16 protein-coding genes and 4 tRNA genes are annotated in these 18,203 nt (G+C 72.2%); 9 read left to right on the top strand and 11 right to left on the bottom strand.

The annotated features are described in order from the left end of the window. Window positions 1-58: 58 nt before the first annotated feature. Complete coding sequence (locus tag HHX33_RS22285) at window positions 59-2,692, top strand: hypothetical protein (RefSeq protein WP_182876307.1); 2,634 nt, start codon at window positions 59-61, stop codon at window positions 2,690-2,692. A gap of 36 nt (window positions 2,693-2,728) precedes the next feature. Here HHX33_RS22285 and HHX33_RS22280 read toward each other — a convergent pair whose 3' ends face one another. Further along, window positions 2,729-3,484, bottom strand: a complete 756-nt coding sequence (locus HHX33_RS22280; protein ID WP_182876306.1) for an FkbM family methyltransferase — start codon at window positions 3,482-3,484, stop codon at window positions 2,729-2,731. Window positions 3,485-4,328: 844 nt separating this feature from the next. Then, on the bottom strand, window positions 4,329-5,087 hold the full coding sequence (locus HHX33_RS22275) for a DeoR/GlpR family DNA-binding transcription regulator (protein ID WP_182876305.1): 759 nt from the start codon (window positions 5,085-5,087) through the stop codon (window positions 4,329-4,331). Between the two features lie 49 nt (window positions 5,088-5,136). Between HHX33_RS22275 and HHX33_RS36325 the strand changes: the two genes are divergently transcribed. Together HHX33_RS36325 and HHX33_RS22265 are read left to right on the top strand one after the other, a co-directional pair. After that, a complete protein-coding gene (locus tag HHX33_RS36325; RefSeq protein WP_182876304.1) occupies window positions 5,137-5,520 on the top strand; it encodes a DUF4406 domain-containing protein in 384 nt (127 codons plus the stop codon). Then, window positions 5,517-6,194 carry an NUDIX domain-containing protein gene (locus HHX33_RS22265; protein ID WP_182876303.1) on the top strand — a complete coding sequence of 226 codons (678 nt, stop codon included), beginning with the start codon at window positions 5,517-5,519 and terminating at the stop codon, window positions 6,192-6,194. Before HHX33_RS36325 ends, HHX33_RS22265 begins: the two co-directional genes overlap by 4 nt. Window positions 6,195-7,139: 945 nt before the next feature. Here the strand turns inward: HHX33_RS22265 and HHX33_RS22260 are convergent. Further along, a tRNA-Val gene (locus tag HHX33_RS22260) sits at window positions 7,140-7,214 on the bottom strand. 477 nt (window positions 7,215-7,691) lie between these two features. Between HHX33_RS22260 and HHX33_RS22255 the strand changes: the two genes are divergently transcribed. Both HHX33_RS22255 and HHX33_RS22250 read left to right on the top strand, forming a co-directional pair. Continuing rightward, window positions 7,692-8,108, top strand: a complete 417-nt coding sequence (locus HHX33_RS22255) for an SsgA family sporulation/cell division regulator (protein ID WP_036329836.1) — start codon at window positions 7,692-7,694, stop codon at window positions 8,106-8,108. 139 nt (window positions 8,109-8,247) lie between these two features. Beyond that, window positions 8,248-9,615: an LVIVD repeat-containing protein gene (locus HHX33_RS22250; protein ID WP_182876359.1), complete on the top strand. Its 1,368-nt coding sequence runs from the start codon at window positions 8,248-8,250 to the stop codon at window positions 9,613-9,615. A gap of 27 nt (window positions 9,616-9,642) precedes the next feature. Here the strand turns inward: HHX33_RS22250 and HHX33_RS22245 are convergent, their stop codons facing one another. From HHX33_RS22245 to HHX33_RS22235, 3 genes are read right to left on the bottom strand one after another with little or no spacing between them, the layout of a single operon-like run. Beyond that, on the bottom strand, window positions 9,643-10,473 hold the full coding sequence (locus HHX33_RS22245) for an aminotransferase class IV (RefSeq protein ID WP_182876302.1): 831 nt from the start codon (window positions 10,471-10,473) through the stop codon (window positions 9,643-9,645). 19 nt (window positions 10,474-10,492) lie between these two features. After that, entirely contained in the window at window positions 10,493-11,503 is a 1,011-nt protein-coding gene (locus HHX33_RS22240) for a chorismate-binding protein (RefSeq protein WP_182876301.1), read from the bottom strand. Between the two features lie 60 nt (window positions 11,504-11,563). Beyond that, on the bottom strand, window positions 11,564-12,472 hold the full coding sequence (locus HHX33_RS22235) for a LysR family transcriptional regulator (RefSeq protein ID WP_182876300.1): 909 nt from the start codon (window positions 12,470-12,472) through the stop codon (window positions 11,564-11,566). An 85-nt stretch (window positions 12,473-12,557) separates the two neighbouring features. On the opposite strand from HHX33_RS22235, the gene HHX33_RS22230 reads away from it, so the two are divergent. After that, window positions 12,558-13,397, top strand: coding sequence for an NAD(P)-dependent oxidoreductase (locus HHX33_RS22230; protein ID WP_182876299.1), 840 nt, complete (start codon window positions 12,558-12,560; stop codon window positions 13,395-13,397). A 21-nt stretch (window positions 13,398-13,418) separates the two neighbouring features. Here the strand turns inward: HHX33_RS22230 and hutH are convergent, their stop codons facing one another. Beyond that, window positions 13,419-14,966, bottom strand: a complete 1,548-nt coding sequence (gene hutH, locus HHX33_RS22225) for a histidine ammonia-lyase (protein WP_182876298.1) — start codon at window positions 14,964-14,966, stop codon at window positions 13,419-13,421. A gap of 224 nt (window positions 14,967-15,190) precedes the next feature. On the opposite strand from hutH, the gene HHX33_RS22220 reads away from it, so the two are divergent. From HHX33_RS22220 to HHX33_RS22210, 3 genes are all read left to right on the top strand, one after another. Beyond that, window positions 15,191-15,262, top strand: a tRNA-Gly gene (locus tag HHX33_RS22220). A gap of 13 nt (window positions 15,263-15,275) precedes the next feature. Continuing rightward, a tRNA-Cys gene (locus HHX33_RS22215) sits at window positions 15,276-15,346 on the top strand. Between the two features lie 13 nt (window positions 15,347-15,359). Next, window positions 15,360-15,434 (top strand) — tRNA-Val (locus tag HHX33_RS22210). Window positions 15,435-15,545: 111 nt separating this feature from the next. On the opposite strand, the gene HHX33_RS22205 is transcribed toward HHX33_RS22210, so the two are convergent. The 4 genes from HHX33_RS22205 to HHX33_RS22190 all read right to left on the bottom strand — a co-directional run bounded on the left by HHX33_RS22205 (window position 15,546) and on the right by HHX33_RS22190 (window position 18,160). Continuing rightward, the gene (locus tag HHX33_RS22205) at window positions 15,546-16,139 is read right to left on the bottom strand and encodes a DUF488 family protein (protein ID WP_220502073.1); all 594 of its coding nucleotides are present in this window, start codon (window positions 16,137-16,139) and stop codon (window positions 15,546-15,548) included. A gap of 89 nt (window positions 16,140-16,228) precedes the next feature. Further along, window positions 16,229-16,462 carry a hypothetical protein gene (locus HHX33_RS22200; protein ID WP_138460151.1) on the bottom strand — a complete coding sequence of 78 codons (234 nt, stop codon included), beginning with the start codon at window positions 16,460-16,462 and terminating at the stop codon, window positions 16,229-16,231. Between the two features lie 140 nt (window positions 16,463-16,602). After that, entirely contained in the window at window positions 16,603-17,358 is a 756-nt protein-coding gene (locus HHX33_RS22195; protein ID WP_182876297.1) for a DNA polymerase beta superfamily protein, read from the bottom strand. Window positions 17,359-17,455: 97 nt separating this feature from the next. Beyond that, on the bottom strand, window positions 17,456-18,160 hold the full coding sequence (locus tag HHX33_RS22190; protein ID WP_310741476.1) for a DNA polymerase beta superfamily protein: 705 nt from the start codon (window positions 18,158-18,160) through the stop codon (window positions 17,456-17,458). Between the last annotated feature and the right edge of the window lie 43 nt (window positions 18,161-18,203).

Genomic DNA, 18,203 nt, shown 5'->3' with positions numbered 1-18,203 from the left:
GTGGTCCGTTGGTCCGGGTCCAGAGCCGGCGATCGGGGCGCCGGTCGTGGTGGGGCCGGTGGGGGCTGATCCGGGATGTGCCGTCACGGAACTGGCCAGGCTGGTGGCGCTGGGCGGGGTGGAGGTCGCGGGGGCCGGTATCGACCTCGGGGACGGGTTCGTCTCCGCCCGGGCCGAGAGTGCGCGCGGCGACCGGCGAGACGCGGTGCTGGCGGCGCTACGGGTAGTGGGGATCGACGGCGTGGAGCGGCTCGGCGGCCGCGCGAGGGTGCTGGTGGCGCTGTTCGGGCCCGCGGCGACCAAGCCGGTGGGTGCGGCGGCGGTCGAGGCCGTCGCGGAGGGGCGGTGGGCGGCCCTCGAACTGGCGTCGGCGGCGAGCGACCTGCTCGGCCCGGAGCAGCTGGAACGCCTCCTCAGCCTCGAAGGGCTGGAGGGCGCCAGGTCGCGGGTCAGGCCGTCCGTGCTGGCCGATCATCTGGGCAGGGTACTGGGATCGTTCCCGCCGAGACGGCGGCTGGACCTCCTGCTCGACCTGTGGACGCAGGTCACAGCGCACCGGGACGCGGCGCGCCGCCGCGAGCGGATCCTGGCGACCCAGGCCCGCCAGAGCCGGGTGGACGACCTGTCTCAGCGGTACATCCGCCATGAGGACGACCTGCTGCTCTCCGACGTCCGCCTGGACATCGGCCACGAACCGTCACTGGCCGAGGCGGCCCGCTGGATCCCGCAGACCTGGCACTGGCACAAGTATCTCGACAAGGCGCTGCACGACGCGATCGCCGCCACCGCGCTGCTGCGCGCCGCCACCGCGGTGGCCGACCACGGCGTGCACGAAGGGCTGGCCCGATGCGAGCCCGAACTCACCGCCGCCGCCTCCCTGATGGCTGACTGGACAGCAGGGCACGCCGCCCGCCGCGTACCCGGGCTGACGGGGCTTCCGGCCCGCCCGGGCTGCCTTGTCCGGGACCTGCTCCGCGGCCGGTCGGACGACTTGGTCGCCCAGCGGCTGGCCAGGGCGCGCGACTACGGCATCGTGGTCATGGAGGCCGTCACGAAGCTCCTGCACGCGGTCCCCGACTCGATGAGTGCGTGGGATGGGTGGGGTCTGCGAGAGTGGCGGGCCGCGGCCGGACACACCCGCCCGCCCGACCGGTGGGAGCAGCCCCCGCTGTTCGGCGGCGACCCGCTCGCGGGCCGGCCCGCCGACAGCGAGACCGGACGCGACCTGCTCTGGTACGCCGACCTGGCCGACGCCCTCGCCCGATTGCAGGGGCATGACGCGGCCGTCGTCGACTACACCGACACCGTTCCCGGCGTCGACTACAACCCGCGACCCGCCCGCCCCGAACCGTTCATCCCGCGCCTGGATTCCCTCCCTCTGGCGGTCGCCGGCGCCGCCCAGCTCGTCTCGCTCGGCGCGTCCCCACCGCAGCTCTGCCGCGACTGGACCGAGCTGGTCGACGGGCTCGTCGACAGCGTCGGAATCGCAGTGGCCACGACCGGCACGTTCCGGGTGCCGGAGCCGCTGGCCGCCTGGGACGGGCTCCTGGTCCCCGGCACCAAGGTCAGGATCGACTGGGCCCGCGACCCTCGCACGCTCGCCGACTGGGCGTCCTACATGGGCAACTGCATCGCCGGGCCGCATTATGCCGGCGACGCGGCCAAGGGCCGGTGCGGCCTGGCGGCGCTACGCGACCGGGAGGGCCGCATCATCGCCAACCTCGAGGTCCGGCCGGTGCGCGGTGGCTGGCGCGTCGCGGAACTCCAGGCCAGGTTCAACACCGACCCCGAAGCGGCGCTGGACAAGCGGGTCCGGCACTGGGCGGCGCGGATCCCGCCGCCCGCCGTACCCGAGCCCGAGCCCACGGTGCGTGCAGCCCGGGCCCCCTCGGGCCGCCCGACGGGCAGGCGGCCGCACGACCGTGTACTCCGTGAGGTCGGCGAGCCCCTGATCCGGCTCGTCCAGGACGCCATGACCGCCCCCGAGGCCGTACAGGCGGCCCGGACCCTGGAAGTCCTTCACGGTGGCCTGTCCGCGGCGACAGCCTTGCGGCGCCTGGGCCCGGACCGGATCACCCCGGTGTGCCGCGACGCGCTGGTCGGCGTGGGCCTGGCCAGGCTGTGGAGGGCCACCGCGAGCCGCCCCCTGGCGAACGCGCTGGCCGCGCTGGACGTCGGCCACAAGGAGGCCGAGCTGCTCGGCCTCCTTGTGGCCGACGCACCGCTGCCCGGCCTCCTGCGCACGCTCGCCCGCCATCCCGTGATCGCACCGGCCCGCTCGGCGGAGCTGGTCGCGCGCAGGATCCGTGCGGCTCTCGGCCGGCTCGCCCGAGACGGGGACCCCGCACTCGCCCGAAGTGTCGCCCTGCAGGCCGACACCGCGCTGCTCTGCGCGCTCGTCGTCGCGGTCACCTCCTGGGGTGCCGCGTCGCACACGTCCCGCGTCACCCTGCCCGGCAGGACCGACGTGCCCGGGTTCCCCGGCAGCGATATGAACGACCCCGACGGCCCCTGGCAGCGCGCGTTGCCCGATGCCCGCGAGCTGGGTGCCGACATCGAGGCGTTCTGGGAGCACGTCGCCGTGGGCGGGTTGCGCGCCCACGAACGGTGGCTGGGCACCGGCGGATGGCCCGCGCTCTGGGCCAGGACCGCCCGGCCGCAGGCTCTCTCCACGGCCTCACCGCCCCTGTGACCAGCACGTCTCCTTGCGCAACCGGGACGCACCGGGTCAGGCGCCGCGCTGCGCCAGCAACAGATAGGTCAAGATCTCCGGGTAGACCATCGGGGACGGCTGGATCTCGCAGCGGAAGCCGCGCGCCTCCAGCAGCTCCCTGATTTCGGTCATCCGGCCGTGCAGGTCCTGGACCTCCATCACCATGTTGTCGATGCGGTCCCACTGGTCGTCGGCGATGCCGCGCAGCACCTCCAGCTCGGCGCCCTCCACGTCGACCTTCATCAGGTCGATGTGCGCCAGGCCGGACAGGTGGCTATCCAGGCGGCGGACCGGCACGGTCAGGTACTCGGGCTCGTACTGCGCGGTCACATCCCAGTCGGGATGCCGCTCCTTGACCACGCTGACCTGCAACTCCTTGTCCTCGGGATAGCGAGTGGAGTTGCCCGGCATGTTCGGGTAGTGCACGAAGGTCGTGTCCTCGACACGCTCACCGATGGCCTCCCGGACGACGCGGACCCCGGACAGCCCGTGCAGCTCGATGTTGCGGCACAGGTAGTCGGCGGTCCGCGGCACCGGCTCGAAGGCAAGGATCGAGGCGCCCGGCCACTGCCGCTTGGCGAAGACCGTGAACATGCCGATGTTCGCGCCGACGTCGACGATCGTGAGGCTCTCTGAGAGGGAGAACTGGTCGTAGCATTCGTGCTCGAAGATCTCCTGGTACTGGAAATTCGCCTCGTGCTCGGCCGGGGCGTACAGCTCCAGCCCGTCGTCGCCCAGCACGCGCAGGTCGTCGGCCCTCACGATGTCCACTGGTCTCTCCCGGAGTGATGGGTGGGTGATTCCACCGGCCGGAACTCCCAGGAGAGCCGGCTGGAGGGGGCGCACGCCGCGGAGGCGGCGAACTGTTCGGGGCGGTGAGGAAAGGCCTACGAGGGGCGCCGATGCCCGGGAAGGTCAGGCCCGGATGGGTGAGTAACAGCGCGGTGACGGCGGCGGCCCGTGGGTCGCACCGGTATCCGTGTGCGACGTGGTCGCCAGCCGGTCAGATCTCGCCGAATGCACTCAGCGGGCAGGGCTCGCCGGGCGTGGTCGCGACCACGAGTGCCTCGCTGTTGGCGGACGGCCGCGGTTGACAGCCGTACGGCCGGTGCGCGCGGAACGGCCCGGCCCTGCTCAGGTTTCCCGCGTGCCATCCTCGTCGTCAAACGGGGTGATCATGGTCGCTCCCACTTCCTCGAGTCGATCGGGCGACGCCCCGCTACCGTCTCCCGGGGCGTTGGCGGGCTCGATACTCCACCGAGCCCGACGGCCCGGATCTGCGTGAAGACTTAACACAACGATGGTCAACTCAGTTGAGTTCGGTGTCAAGGCGCATCCATCGACACCCGCCGATCTCAACTTCGTACAGCCCTGACATTGGCCGGCCGGAGACACACCCGAGTTTGCCGTTGGCAGGCGCGTGAGCCTTGATCACGTGGTGTTGTGCCGTGCGATGGCACGATCACTGTGCGAGTCTCGTCTTCTGCGAACTGGCGCGGCTTGCAGTGACTGCCCCTGGTGGCCACGGAGCAATTGTCAATTCCTGTGAAGGGCTGAGCCACAGTGGCAGGCCGGTGTCTTGACCTCTTGCGATCCCGCGTTCGCGCCGTAGCTGTCAGCCGGCCGCCAGGATCTCCACGCCGTGTGCCGTAAGTTGCTCGATGACCGGGTGATGGGGATCGGCGTCGGTGATCAGACCGCTGATGTCCTCCCAGGGCAGGACGCGGAACCGGGAGGCGGTGCCGATCTTCTCGGATGAGGCGAGGATGTAGGTGTCCGCGGCCCGTGCGGCAAGGGCGCGCTTCATGGCGGCCTCCTCGGCGTCGCCGGTGGTCAGTCCCGCCTGGGGGTGGACGCCGGTGACGCCGAGCAGACAGAGATCGGCCGAGACGTTCTGGGTGGCCTCGACCGCGGCCGCGCCGCAGGTGACCGCTGAATGCTTGAACAGGCGGCCGCCGAGCAGGAAGACCTCGGCCTGGGAGTGGTCGAGCAGCGCGGCCGCAATGGTCGGGCTGTGGGTGATCACGGTGCAGGCCAGGTCCGGCGGGAGGGCGCGGGCGACGGCGAGGGCAGTGGTGCCGCCGTCCAGGATCAGGGCACTGCCGTGCCGCACGAGCGCGGCGGCGACCGCGGCGACCAGCCGCTTGCCGTCGGGGGTGACCGTCTGCCGGGCGGCGTAGTCCGCGATGGCCGGGGAGACGGGCAGGGCCCCGCCGTAGACCCGCTGGCACAGTCCTTCGGCAGCCAGGTCGCGCAGGTCGCGGCGCACGCTGTCCTCGGAGATGCCCAGGTCGGCGGCGACGTCCTTGGCGACGATCTTGCCCTCGCGGGCGAGCAGGGTCAGTAGGTGGTCACGCCTCTCAGCAGCCAGCATCCGTACTCTCTCCTGTTCTTGCACGTTTCTGCGTGTATCGTAGCGCGCTATGACCGACAAGCCCATGCTCATCCTCATCGCCGGCCCCTACCGCTCCGGCACCGACGGCGACCCGCAGGCCATGGCCGCCAACCTCACCCGCCTCGAAGCCGCAGCCTGGCCGGTCTTCGCCGCTGGCCACGTCCCTATGATCGGGGAGTGGATCGCCCTGCCCGTCCTGCGCTCGGCCGGCGCAGACCCCACCGACCCGCTCGCCGACCAGGTCCTCTACCCGACCGCCGAGCGCCTGCTCGCCCACTGCGACGCCGTACTCCGGCTCCCCGGCGACTCCACCGGAGCAGATCAGGACGTCGCCATCGCCCGCCGCCGCGGTCTGCCCGTCTACCACGACGCCGACGAGATCCCCCGCCGCACCCCGCAGGGGAGCGCGTGAACACCCGCCCCGGCATCGACACGCCAGACCACCGCGGCCGTACCGGCCTCGACCACGCCGGCCGGAATCTGGACCGCAACCCCGACGTCGTGATCCGCGACGTGGAACTCACCTCCCAGGGCTGGCACGTCCTGCGCCGCACCACCTTCGACTACCGGCGCCGCGACGGACGCTGGGTCACCCAGCAGCGCGAGACCTACGACCGCGGAAACGGCGCAGTCGTCCTGCCCTACGACACCGAACGCGGCCGCGTGCTGCTCACCCGTCAGTTCCGCTACCCGGCCTACGTCAACGACCACCCGGACGGCATGCTCGTCGAGGCCGCGGCCGGGCTGCTCGACGGCGACGACCCGCTCGCCGCCATCCAACGCGAGGCCGCAGAGGAACTCGGTGTCACACTCGGACCGCTCACCCACATCCTCGACGCCTACATGAGCCCCGGCTCCGTCACCGAGCGCCTGCACTTCTACGCCGCCCCCTACACCCCGGCCGACCGAACCGGAAACGGCGGCGGACTCGAGGAGGACGGCGAGGACATCCAAGTGCTCGAGCTGCCCTTCACCGACGCCCTCGTCATGGTCCGTGACGGACGCATCACGGACGGAAAAACCATCCTGCTCCTGCAATGGGCCGCCCTGGACGGACCCTTCACCCCTACCGCGGGCATCCGCTGACGCCGCTGCCCCGCGGCCGACCCCGCTCCGGGCACGCGGGTCAGCCGGGGGCACGGGCCGTCAGGCGGCAGTGGACTCGGACCGCTCGATGAGTCGGCCGCGTTGGAAGCGGGCTCCGGCGCGGACCAGAGGGACGAGGTGTGCGCCGTTGACCGAGCGCCAGCGGGCCTGGGCGGACTCGACGAGCTTGAAGACCATGACCATGGCGGCGGACGATCTCGTCCAGCAGGGAGCCGTCTCGCGTTGAGCCGTCGGCGTTGACTACGGTGAGCACGGGCGTCACCCTTCCCGACCGACGCTGCGAACGTCGGCCTACTCGATGACCATCACTGGATCATCCGGGAAGGTACGCCCTCACGTCCCTCCCGGAATCGATCCACAGGTCTTGAGCATTGCTCGTGGCCACGACCCCGAAGCCGCACTTCTCCAGCACACGCACGACGTCAGTGCCGGAGCAGACCGGAAACTGGCGAGGGCTCATGCCGAGCGACGGATCTCGATCGGCGCCACGATCGGCTGCTACGGAATCTGGGGAAGCGGCTCGTCCTCGAAGTAGAGCTCCAGAGCGTCGTGGAGGCTGGCCAGGGCCTCGTCAACCGTCCGGCCCTGACCGACCACCTCAACCTGAACGCAGCGCGCGACGTACCAACCCTCTTCATCAGGGGTAACGGTCGCGGTCAAGGAGACGGTCTGGCTAATGCCGTCAGCGTACGCCAGCGCGCTTCGCCGGACCCGCCAGTAGGGCCAAGCCACCCCTCGCTGTCTCCCACGCCGATCTCGATCGAGTTCCCACACTGTCGTCGAGCACGCGGAGTTCCGGCACTACGGCTCCGGCTGAGCGCAATCGATCCAGGCGGACGCCCACGCACGAGAACGGTCGTCACCCAGGGAATGCGAAAGGCCGACCCGCTGGACAGCGGCCCGGCCTCCTGAGCTGCACGAACGTGGTGGGCGATACTGGGATCGAACCAGTGACCTCTTCGGTGTGAACGAAGCGCTCTCCCGCTGAGCTAATCGCCCGGGATCATCCGCGCCTCGCGGCGCCGACGGGGAAAACCATACCGCACCCGAGGGGGTGATGGCGAAAGGACGGGACGGCCGAGCCCGGGCGAGCCGGATCGTCCCGCCTTCGTCAACACCTTCGAAAGGTTCGCCAGACCATCCCCAGCGTGGGGGTGTGGTGTCATAGCATCGTGATGCTCCATGCTCGACCCATACGCACGACCTGAGATCAATCGCCCGCAACGGCATCGCCTGCGCGGTCCCGCCGACACGCAAAGCAGAGGTAAGGACGAGCCTGTTGGTGATGTTTGAGCTGGTAGATGACCGAATGTCAAGCTGTGATGTGCGTTACAGAAGGGCCTGGAGGCGGAATCTTTCCTACGGGTCTCTTCGTTCGTCCTCGTAGCGCGAGCGCGCGGTGGAGCCCCGCATCAACAGTGAGACGCAGTGATAGCCCCTGACAGGGGACCCGACGACGAAAAGGTTTGGCTGACGATGAACAGCACCACCGTCTCTGCCGAGCTGGGCCTTCGGCTCGTGGTCCCCGACCGTACGACCGTCCCCCTGCTCGCCGGCCTGAGCTACACGGCTGAAGATCCGTACGCCATCCGGATGGCCTTCCATGTGGGGAATGACGAGCCGGTCGAGTGGATCTTCGCCCGCGAGCTGCTGACCGTGGGCATCGTGCGGCGCGTCGGAGACGGGGACGTCCAGGTGTGGCCGGCCCGGTCGGACGGCGAGCGCACGCTGAACATCAGCCTCACCTCGCCCTTCGGGCAGGCCCTCTTCGAGGTGCCCCTGGCCCCCCTCACCGAGTTCCTGCACCGCACCTACGAACTCGTCCCGGCCGGCCGTGAGACCGACTTCATGGACCTGGACGAGGAGCTCACCAACATGCTCTGGAGTTCCTGAACCACCCCCGGGGCACGCGAGGCCCCCTGACTCACCCCAACCGTTACCGAAGCGGTCCGCACGGGCCGCCCGTACGACATAGCGTCCATACGTGGAGATCTACCGCGGGTTCAAGGACGCCGTACGGGCGTCACGGCCGATGGCCGTGCTGGCGGCGACCGCCCTCCTCCTGACGGCGGCCTGCACAGGCGGAGGCGGGCCCGGGCAGGCGGCTCCCTCCACGCTTCCGGGCCAGGACGAGATCCGCCACAGCCCCAACCTCAAGGTGGTCGCGAACGTCCCCCTGACGGCCCCGTTCGACGGGCCGGAGGACTGGGGCACCGACATGGCCTTCCAGGGCCGGTACGCCTTCGTGGGCAACTACCGGGGCTTCACGGTGCACGACATCGGCGATCCGGCGCATCCCAAGGTGGTCGCGCGGGTCGTGTGCCCCGGCGGGCAGAACGACATCTCCGTCTCCGGCGACCTGCTCTTCCTGTCCGTCGACCAGGCCCGTACGGACGACACCTGCGAGAGCGAGGCCGGTGACCCGATGGCCGAGGACGAGTGGGAGGGCATCCGCGTCTTCGACATCTCGGACAAGGCCCACCCGCGATACCTGAAGGCCGTGCGCACCGAGTGCGGGTCGCACACGCACACGATCGTTCCGGGCCGCGACGCCGGCACGCTGTACCTCTACGTCTCCTCCCCCGGCCCCGAGCCGGGCTCGGCCAACTGCCCTCCGCCGCACCGGAACATCTCGATCGTGAAGGTGCCCGTCGACGACCCCGGCAAGGCGCGGGTGGTGGCCACGCCCGAACTGTTCACCGCCCGCGAGCCCGGCGGCGCGGACGACGACGACCTCGCCGGCGGCTGCCACGACATCACGGCCTACCCGGAGAAGGGCCTGGCCGCCGCGGCGTGCTTCGGCGACGGCGTGCTGCTCGACATCTCCGACCCCGTGCGCCCCGAGGTGCTCCAGACCGTACGGGACGAGGCGAACTTCTCCATCTGGCACTCGGCCACCTTCGACAACGCGGGGACCAAGGTCGTCTTCAGCGACGAGATGGGCGGCGGCATGGCCCCCACCTGCCTGTCCTCCGTGAGCCCCACCCGGGGCGCGGACGCGGTCTACACGCTGACCACGGACCGCAGGCTCGTCCGCCGGGGCTACTTCAAGATCCCCCGGACGCAGGGCGCCAAGGAGAACTGCGTGGCCCACAACGGCGCGCTGGTGCCCGTGCCGGGCCGGGACGTGATGGTCCAGGCGTGGTACATGGGCGGCGTCTCGGTCTGGGACTTCACCGACGCCGCCCGTCCCCGGGAGATCGCCTACTTCGAGCGCGGCCCGCTCGCGCCGGAGCTCCAGCTCGGCGGATCGTGGTCGGCCTACTACTACAACGGCTACGTCTACTCCAGCGACATCACCAAGGGGCTGGACGTCCTGCGCCTCGACGACCCGCTGACCGATCCCGCCGAGAAGGTGCGGCTCACCGAGTTCAACGCGCAGAGCCAGCGGTCCTACTGACCGTCACGCCGTCACGCCCGTCACCCGTCACGGGTCGAGGTCGCCGGCCGCGCGCTCGGCGAAGACCTTCATGGCCTCCAGCGTGACCGGACCGGGCGCCTGCGGCAGCGCCCTGCCGTCCACGGCCCTGATCGGCTGGATGTCGCGGGTGGTGGAGGTGAGGAACGCCTCGTCCGCCTCGTACAGCGCCGAGATCGGCAGGTCGGCCTCCTCGCCGCCGCACCATTCGAGCGTGAGCGCGCGGGTGACCCCGGCGAGGCAGCCGGAGGCGAGCGTCGGCGTGACCAGGCGGCCGCCGGTGACGACGAAGATGTTGCTCCCGGTGCCCTCGCACAGGTTCCCGGCGAGATTCTCGAAGATCGCCTCGGCGCCGCCGCGTTCCTTGGCGTACGCCAGGGCCTTGGCGTTGTCGCCGTACGACGTGCTCTTGACCCCCGCCAGCGCGCCGCGCTCGTTGCGGGGCCAGGGCACGACGGTGACGTCGGCGGTGGCGGGGAACGGCGCCTGCTCGCCCACGATGACGATCGCGTTCGTCCCGGCGGTCCCGCGGTCGGAGCCGAGCGGCCCCGGCCCGCTGGTGAAGGTGATCCTGATCCGGGCCAGCGCCCACTTCGGCGCGGCCGCGAGGACGCGGCGCACCCCGTCGGCGATGGCGGACAGGTCGGGCTCGGGCAGGTCCATCCGCTTCGCCGACAGCGCGAGCCGGTCGAGGTGCCGGGTGAGCGCGAAGGACTCGCCGTTCACCGCCTTGATCGTCTCGAACACGCCGTCGCCGACCATCAGCCCGTGGTCGAAGACCGAGACCACGGCCTTGTCGGGTTCGTACAGGTCCCCGTTCACCCAGATCGGTACAGCCATCTCCCCGCTCCGTTCGTTCCTAGCCGCTGTCGCCGTCACCCGAGGCGAGACCGATGAGCCGCGCGGCCTTCAGCTCCGTCTCGTGCCATTCCCGCCGTGGGTTGGAACCCCAGGTGATGCCCGCCCCCGTGCCGAACCGGATCGTCTCGTGCTCCGCCCAGAAGGTGCGGATGCCCACCGCCAGCACCCCCTCGCGCCGGTCGGCGTCGACCCAGCCCACGGCCCCACAGTACGGCCCCCGGGGCTCTGGTTCGAGCTCACCGATGATCCGCAGCGCGGAGGATTTCGGCGCGCCGGTCACCGAACCGGGCGGGAAGGTCGCGGCGAACAGGTCCGGCCAGCCGGCGCCGCCCGTCAGCCGCGCCCGCACCGTGGAGACCAGGTGGACGAGCCCGGGGTGCTCCTCGACCGCGTACAGCGAGGGCACGGTCACCGAGCCTACCTCGGCCACCCGGCCGAGGTCGTTGCGGACCAGGTCGACGATCATGAGGTTCTCGGCGTAGTCCTTGTCGAGCAGGTCGTCCGCCGTCACCCCGGTCCCCTTGATCGGCCGGGACTCGATCATCGCGCCGCGCCGGGACAGGTACAGCTCGGGGGAGGCCGACACCACCGTGAGGCCCGGCACGTCGACCACCGCCGCGTACGGCGCGGGGTTGCCCTCGGCCAGCCGTACGGCGAGGGCCAGGGGGTCGGCGCCCGGGACCGGCAGCGGCGCGGACAGGACGCGGCACAGGTTGGCCTGGTAGACCTCTCCCCGCTCGATGTGGTCCCTGATGCGCCGTACGCCCCGCTCGTAGTCCTCCCGGTCGAGCGAGGTCGTCCAGGCGTCCCGGGCGGGGCCGCGCCAGGGGCCGTCCGGCGCCGGGAGCGGGGCGGGCCGCACGGAGTCGAACCGCGCGCAGACGACCTTCCCCTCGTACGACACCACCACCGCCCACCAGCCGGAGCCGTCGAGGGCGGCCAGATCGGTGGTCACCTCACGCAGGCCGGTGGCGAGGCGTCCCCCGATGTGGGCGAAGGGGTCGTGCACGCGTCCATTGTCGCAATCCCTCACCCGTGTCCGGCCCCTCGGCGGCGGGGCCGTCGTCCGTCAGGCGCGTCCCACCGCCCGGAGACCGGCCCCTTCGCCCAGCAGGCCGAGCAGCGCGGACGCGGCGGGCAGGGGCGCGGTGCGCGGCAGGGCCGCGTAGACCGTCCGCCGCGGGGCGAACTCGCCGAGCGAACGCAGCGCCACGTCGGGCCGTACGGCGGGCGCGGCCATGGCCGGGACGAGCGTCACCCCGAGCCCGGCCGCCACGTAGCCGAGCTTGCCGGTCCACTCCGCGATCCGCAGGTCGACCCTCGGCGCGAAACCCGCCCGGGCGCAGGCGGCGCCGAGCATGGTCACGGTGCCGGGAGGGGCGCCTTCGATCCAGCTCTCGTCCCGGAGGTCGCGCAGGTCGACCGTCTCCCTTCCGGCCAGCGGATGGTCGCCGGGGAGCGCGACGAGCAGTTCGTCCTCCATCAGGCGGGTGACCTCGACCTCCGGCCCGGCTCCCAGGCCGGAGGGGTAGTCGCTGACCACCGCGATGTCGATCTCGGCGCGGCCCAGGCCGTCCATGAGGTGGGTGCTGAGGCCCTCGACCATGGTGACGGTCACCTCCGGGCGGGCCGCGCGCAGTTCCCGCAGGGCGGCGGGCACCAGCACGGCGTTCGCGGTGGCGAAGGCTCCGACGCGCAGCCGCCCGCCCGTGCCCTGGTGGATCGCGGCGAGCTCCTCCCCCGCCCGGCCGAGCCGTTCGAGCACCTCACGGGCGTAGCGGTGCAGTGCCCGGCCCGCCGGCGTCAGCCGTACCCCCCGGGGCAGCCGCGCGAACAGCGGGCCGCCCGCCTGGGCCTCCAGGGTCGCGATGCGCCGGGACACGGCTGACTGGGTGTAGTTGAGCTGCAGGGCGGCCGCGGTGAACGACCCGGTGCGGGCCACGACGTCGAGCAGCACAAGCGCGTCGGTGTCGAACATGCTCCGATCCATGAGCGAGGAAGATGAGTGCCATGCAATCTAGTCGCTGGTGGAATGGATTGTTCCTCCCATAACGTCCCAGGACATGATTGCTTTTCTGGGGCTGGGACGCATGGGCGTCCCAATGGCCGGACGCCTCGTCACCGCCGGTCACAAGGTGGCCGTGTGGAACCGTACGCCACGGGACGTGCCGGGCGCGGAGGCGGCCCCCTCCCCGGCCGAGGCCGTCGCGGGGGCGGACATCGTGATCACCATGCTGAGCGATCCCGACGCGGTCTTCGAGGTGGTGCGGGCGGCGCTGCCGGGGCTGCGGCCGGGGTCGGCGCTGGTGGAGATGTCCACGATCGGCCCGGACGCGGTGCGGCGGCTGCGCGGGCTGCTCCCCGAGGCCGTGGGGCTGGTCGACGCGCCGGTGCTCGGCAGCGTGGGGCCCGCCGCCGAAGGGACGCTGGTCGTTCTCGCCGGCGGCCTGCGGGAGGATCTCGACCGCGTGGCGGACGTGCTGCCCGTCTTCGGCACGGTGCACGAGGCGGGCGGGCCGGGAGCGGGGGCCTCGACCAAGCTCGCGGTGATGAGCATGGTGGTGACCGCCCAGGTGAACCTGGCCGAGACCCTGGCGTACGCGGACGCGCTGGGCGTCGGCCGGACCGCCCTGCTGGACGTCCTCGGGGCGACCCCGCTGGCCGCGCTGGCGGAGCGGCTGCGCCCGGTGGCCGAGTCGGGCCCGTTCGAGACGCGGTACGCCCTGGGGCTGGCCGCCAAGGACCTGCGGCTGGCGACCGAAGGGCCGGGGGTGGTCCAGTCGGTGGCCGCCGCGGCCCGCGACCGGCTGGCGGAGGCGGTCGCGGCAGGCCTGGCGGGCGAGGATCTCACGGCCGTCTTCCCCTTCGCGGCGAGCGCGGGCTCCGCGCCCGGGCAGGGGTGACGGCCTTCCGGTAGGGGCCGGTCAGGCGAGGGGGCCGACGGCGGACTCGGCGGCGCCGGCCACGGCGCCGCTCGCGACGAGCCGGACGACCGCCTCGATCTCCGGCGCCAGGAAGCGGTCCTGCCCGGGCCCGGCCACCGCCTCGCGCAGCGCCGCGACGACCGCGCCCGTCCCCCGCGCCGGTTCGTACGGGCGGCGCAGGTCGAGCGCCCGGGCAGCGGTGAGCACCTCGATCGCGAGCACGCGGGTGAGCCCGTCGACGGCGCGGCGCAGCTTGCGCCCGGCCGACCAGCCCATCGAGACGTGGTCCTCCTGCATCGCGGAGCTCGGGATCGAGTCCGCACTCGCCGGGACCGCCAGCCGCTTGAGCTCGGACACGATCGCCGCCTGGGTGTACTGCGCGATCATGTGGCCGGAGTCGACCCCCGGATCGTCGGCGAGGAACGCCGGAAGGCCGTGGCTGCGGGCCACGTCGAGCATGCGGTCGGTGCGCCGCTCGGAGATCGAGGCGAGGTCGGCCGCCGCGATGGCCAGGAAGTCCAGCACGTACGCCACGGGGGCGCCGTGGAAGTTGCCGTTGGACTCGACCCGGCCGTCGGCGAGCACCACCGGGTTGTCGATCGCGCTCGCCATCTCGCGGGCGGCGACGGCCGACGCGTGGGCGAGGGTGTCCCGGGCGGCCCCGGCGACCTGCGGCGCGCAGCGCAGGGAGTAGGCGTCCTGGACACGGGTGCACGAGCCGTCGCGGTGCGAGGCCATCACGCCCGATCCCGCGAGCAGCGCCCGCATGTTGGCCGCCGCCAGGGCCTGGCCGGGGTGGGGCCGCAACGCCTGGAGATCGGCCGCGAACACGTAATCGGTGCCGAGCAGCGCCTCCACGCTCATGGCCGCGCCGATGTCGGCGGTGGTGAGGAGCGTGGACAGGTCGTGCAGCGCCAGCACGAGCATGCCGAGCATGCCGTCGGTGCCGTTGACCAGGGCCAGCCCTTCCTTGGCGGCGAGCTCGACGGGCTCGACGCCGTGTTCCTTGAGCGCCTCGGCGGCCGGCCGCAGGCGTCCCCCGGCGTCCCGCACGACCCCTTCGCCCATGATCGTCAGGGCGACGTGGGAGAGCGGCGCGAGATCCCCCGAGCAGCCGAGGCTGCCGTACTCGTGGACGACCGGGGTGAGCCGGGCGTTCAGCAGCGACTCCAGCACCCGGGCCGTGACCGGGCGTACGCCGGTGTGCCCGGTGGCGAGCGTCCGCAGGCGCAGCAGCATCATGGCCCGGACGACCTCGGTCTCCACCTCGGGCCCGGAGCCCGCCGCGTGCGAGCGGACGAGGCTGCGCTGGAGCCGGGCGCGCAGCGAGGGGTCGATGTGCCGGGTGGCGAGCGCGCCGAAGCCGGTGGAGACGCCGTACGCCGGGGTGTCGGCCTCGGCCAGCTCCTCGATCCTCCCCCGCGACGCGGCCATCTCGGCGATCGCGTCGTCCGTCAGCCGCACCGGCGCTCCGTCCCTCGCGACGCGGACCACGTCGGCGAAGGCGAGCGGCCCGGGACCGACGGCCACGACCTCGTCGTCGTGCATCGTCCCACCCCTTCGTTTGGTAACCACCGTATTTTAGATTAGGTCCTTACATCCGAGGATCCTCTCCAGCCCCTCCCGTCCCGGCCCCGTCAACCGGAGCCCGGCTCCCACGACGCCCGAGGGTCACCCCGACTCACGGCGTGAGCAGGGGGAACACCGCTGATTTGGGGAGTCGCCGGAGATTGGATAAAGTGCTTCGCGTGAGTCCGGCCGAGAGCCGGGACGCGGAAGTGGCTCAGTGGTAGAGCATCACCTTGCCAAGGTGAGGGTCGCGGGTTCGAATCCCGTCTTCCGCTCGGAGATCAACCCGGTGGAGTGGCCGAGAGGCGAGGCAGCGGCCTGCAAAGCCGCGTACACGGGTTCAAATCCCGTCTCCACCTCTTGGTTCACCAAGGGCGATTAGCTCAGCGGGAGAGCGCTTCCCTGACACGGAAGAGGTCACTGGTTCAATCCCAGTATCGCCCACCACCGCCGATGGCCCCCTCGATCGAGGGGGCCATCGGCGTATCCCGCCGCACACCGGACGATCCCGCCGCCCGGTGGGGCGGTCGCCGTGGGGAGGGTTTCGGGGCCGGCGGGTCAGGTCTGGTCGTAGACGAGGAGACCGTCGTCGCGGAGGCGGGCGCCGGAGGTCGGCACGTGTTCGGTGAGCCGTCCGTCATGCGACAGGTGCAGCACCCGGGCCCCCCGCGCGAGGATCACGAAATCGGCGATGATCCGCCGGTGGCAGCGCCACCACAGGCTCTCCGCGCACATGACGGCCGTCCGGGCCGTGCGCGCCCCCGCCAGCAGATCGGCGACGGCGGCCAGGAATTCCGGATGCCGGGTGCATCCGGCGTATCCCCGGAACGAGGCGTTCTCCCAGAAGACGTCGGGCGAGTCCGGGGCGGCCCTGCGGAACCCGCCCAGCCGGCTCTCCCAGCGGTAGCCGATCCCCGCGTCCGGCAGCCGGCTTGCCAGCGCCGCCCGGGAGGCGTCGGGGTTGCGCCTGCTGCCGGGGGCGGTCCTGACGTCCACCACCTGCCGCACGCCCGCGCCGCGCAGCAGCGGGATCAGCTCCGCACGCGGCGCGGTGCCGTGCCCGAAGGTCAGCAGCGTCACGGGGGCAGGGGCCGGCTCGCCCTCGGCGGCGCTCCCCGGCGCCGACCGGCTCCTGACGATCTCGTCTCGCACGCGCGGCCTCCGTCAGCCGGAGGGCGGCCATGGGCACGACGGGACGACCGGCCGGGCCCCCGGACGGTCGGTCTCCCAAGGCCCGCGAGTCAGTCGGCCCGGGCGAAGAGCTCGTCGAAGAGCTCCAGCGCGGCCCGCCGTACGTCGTCGGGAGCGAGGCCGTTCAGCGTGTCGCGCGCCTGGGCGGCGTCGCGGGTCGTGGCGAAGGTGATCGCGACCGATTTGGCGGCCGCGTGACGCAGCGATCCGGTGGGCGCGCTGTCGGCCAGTGCCTCCGCGCTCGCGGCCAGGTCGAGGTTGTCTTTGCCGGTCTGGGTGGTCAAAGCGTTCTCCTGGTGTGATGGCGGCTTGGCCCATTATCCGTGATGAGCCCGCGACGCGGGGCGGCACCCCACATTGTTCGCGTGTCCTGTCCCGTTTCGGCGGCCTTTCTCCGGCTTTTCCGGCCTTCCCTGGGCCCTTCTCACCGCCCGGCGAGGCGGGTCCGTACGACGAGATCGTGCAGGGCGGCGTGGGCCGAAGGGGCGTCCGGCAGCGCGGAGGAGGCCCCGGCGTCCTCCAGGGCCGCGGTGAGGGCGTCGAGGTCGGCCGCGAGACGTTCCCGGCCGGGCGCGTCGTCCGGCGGCGCGCCGTGCTCCGCCGCGCGCTTGGCCGCGATCAGGCCGGCCAGGTAGGACGGCGCGCCGTCGAGGAGCAGGGTCAGGTCGGCGACGAGTTCTCCGGTGCGCATCAGGCGGATGCCCGTCAGCAGCACCCGGAACGCGTACAGCAGCGGCTTCAGCTCCCCCGTACGGTCGAACAGCCGCCGCTGGGTGCGGGCGAAGCCCAGGTAGTGATGCGCGTGGTGCCGGGTGAGGCAGCCGGCCGCGAGGGAGCGCATCTCCTCGTGCAGCGGGGACGTCCGCACGACCAGCGGCGACAGGAGCTGTTCCAGCACGTACCCGTTGCGGCCGAGCAGCAGGCGGCAGAACTTGGCCAGGTCGTGGGTCACGAGGTCGACCTCCACGCCCTCGCGCACCCACGACCTGATCACGGTCTCCTCGCCCGTGCGCAGGCCGACGACCTCCTCGGCGGGCAGCACGTGCACGCCCCGCAGGTCGACGTCGGAGTCCATCGAGGGGAACCCGTAGAGGTGCGCGCCGCTCACGGTGGCGAAGGCGAGCGGATGCCGCTCGCCCGCGGCCACCTCGGGCAGCCAGGAGGGCAGGACGGCGGTCACGGCGCCTCCCCTCCCACACTCACCTCGCGCCACGGTCCCCTCTCGTCACGGTCTCTTCTCGTCACGCTCACCCTCGGGGCGATCAGCTTCGGGGCGATCACAGGGCCGACCTCCGCACCTCGATCAGGAACTCCTCGGCGGCCGCCCGGTCCGGCAGGTCCGGCAGCGCGCTCCCGGACCGGTCGTCCAGCCGAGCCAGCTCCGCCAGCAGGCGCCCGCGCCACTCCAGCACCTCGGGCCAGGGCGTCTCCCCCCGGCGTACGGCCAGCAACCGGTCGCGGTGGGCGCCCACGCGGACCAGCGGCTCCCCGTGCCGGGCCAGAGACGAGGCGCCGAGCAGCAGCCGGATCATGTGCATGGCCATCTTCCACCGCCTCACGTCGCCGCCGGGCCGCGGCGGGTCGTCCGGGCGGAGGCGGCGGAACTGCCGGTCCGCGGAGCCGGCGAAGGCCCGCTCCGCCCGGCGCGACAGGAACGCGCGGCGGATCGCCAGCAGCCGCTCCCCCGGCGGGGTGACCAGTTCGACGAGCGGCGACCACAGGCACTCCAGCGCGGCCGGGTTGCCCTCCAGCGCGAGCACGCAGAACCGCTCGACCTCCCAGGAGAACTGCTCGGGCAGCGGCCCCTCCACGTGGTCGGGCGGCTTGTCGAGCCGCCAGAACCTCGCCGTGGGCGTCACGAACACGCCGCGCCGGTCGACGTCCGACTCCCCCGTCTCCAGCCCGTACGCGCGTGAGCCGGCGACGACGGACAGGATGCTGCCCGCGGGGGCCGCCGGGGTCATGTCGCCGGATCTTCTCACAAAGGTAGGCTCCCGGGTCGGGACGCGGAAAGGTAGCGAATTA

This window comes from Microbispora sp. H10670 (genome assembly GCF_014161385.1).
Taxonomy (GTDB): domain Bacteria; phylum Actinomycetota; class Actinomycetes; order Streptosporangiales; family Streptosporangiaceae; genus Microbispora; species Microbispora triticiradicis.
The sequence above is the reverse complement of the archived record's forward strand: the minus strand, read 5'-3'. Positions and strand labels throughout refer to the sequence as shown.